The organism is Micromonospora sp. ATLC20 (assembly GCF_057196585.1).
In genome coordinates this window covers 1-1484 of the sequence record NZ_JBXUOV010000372.1, presented here as the reverse complement: position 1 = coordinate 1484, position 1484 = coordinate 1, and the positions used below count along the sequence as shown (strand labels likewise).

The 1484-nt window shown below is 74.4% G+C and carries 1 protein-coding gene and 1 pseudogene; both read left to right on the top strand.

Annotation, left to right across the window (positions count from 1 at the left end):
• Window positions 1-274: 274 nt before the first annotated feature.
• Window positions 275-745 (top strand): MarR family winged helix-turn-helix transcriptional regulator, encoded by a 471-nt coding sequence (locus tag AC2CHG_RS31365; RefSeq protein WP_357209465.1) that lies wholly within the window; start codon window positions 275-277, stop codon window positions 743-745.
• 62 nt (window positions 746-807) lie between these two features.
• Window positions 808-1484, top strand: a pseudogene (locus tag AC2CHG_RS31360) (transketolase); the annotation flags it as partial.

The following is a 1484-nucleotide window of genomic DNA, read 5'->3' as shown; positions in this document are numbered from 1 at the left end:
CGGCGGCGGCGACCGGCAGGCCGGCTGCCGCGCCGGCGGCGCCGAGCGCCGCGCCGCTGAGCAGGATGGTACGTCGGGACAGAGCCACGGTTTTCCTCCCCGGAGTCCGGTTCGTCGACTCCGGGAAGCCTCACGGACGTCGATGGACAGGAGGTGACGCGCGGACGACCGGGCGGGAATTTTCGCCGAACAGCGCTTCATGATCGGCAATCGGTTGCACGAGGTGCCTGACCGTTCGGATGATCGAAGATCGACTTCGCCATAACATGAACGGATGGCGCATTCCACCGTTCCCACCGCCCGTGACCGGGCCGGCCTGGCCGGGGAGACCATGCGCCGGATCCTGCACGTCGCCGCCGCGATGCGGCACCACCAGGACGAGGGGGTCGCGGCACTGGGCCTCACCCCGGCGGTCGCCCGGGCGCTGCACGAGCTGGACCCGGACCGCCCGCTCCCGGCCCGCGACCTCGCCGCGCAGCTCGGCTGCGACAGGTCGAACGTCACCGGTCTGGCCGACAAGCTGGAGCAGGCCGGGCTGGTGGAACGGCGTACCGACCCGGCCGACCGGCGGCAGAAGGCGCTCGTCGTCACCGGGCGGGGGCGGCAGGTACGCGAGCGGGTCCGCCAGGTGATGTCGGACTCCCGACTCCTCGACGCCCTGAGCACCGAAGAACTGGCCACACTGCGGGACCTGGTGCTCAAGGTCTCCGACGGAGGCTGCCCGCAGGAGTGTGGGCAGGTCTGAGCCACGCCGGGCGGAACGTGTCCGAGTGGGCGAGGCGGGCCCGAGTCGGTAATGCTGTCCGCGTGACCACCCCGCACGATCTCGACGACCGGCTCCGAGCCGAACTGGCCGCGCTCGGGGCGCCCGACCAGCGGCGCGACCTGGGCGAACCGCTGCCCGACGGCGGTGCGTTGACCGGGGCGCAGGCGCTGGCCCTGTTCGACGCGCAGCTGACCAGCCGGCTGCTCGACCTGGCCGGCCGGTGGCTGTCCGGTTTCGGTGAGGGGTACTACACGATCGAGTCGGCCGGTCACGAGGGCGACGCCGCGGTAGCAGCCGCGCTGCGGCCGACCGACCCCGCGCTGCTGCACGCCCGCTCCGGCGCGTTCTACTGCCTGCGCGCCGCCCAGGCCGCCGGCGCCTTCCCCGTCACCTCCCCGGAACCGGAGCCGGAACCGGAACCGGAGGAGACGGAGGCGGGGAGCCTTCCCGTGGGCGCCGGGATCGTCGTGGACGCGGACGGGGACGCGACTGTCGTCGTACCCGATCTGCCGCAGCCCTCGCCCGACGACGCCTTCGCGGCGGCGGCGCGCGACGTGCTGCGCGGCATCGTCGCCTCCGCCGAGGAACCCGCGGCCGGCGGGCGGGCGAAGGTCTTCGGGCGCGCCGACCTGGCGGTCGTGCCGACCACCTCGACCGCCGGCTCGCACCTGCCGCGCGCCGTCGGCCTGGGGCTGGCGCTGGAGCGGCTGCGCCGCGG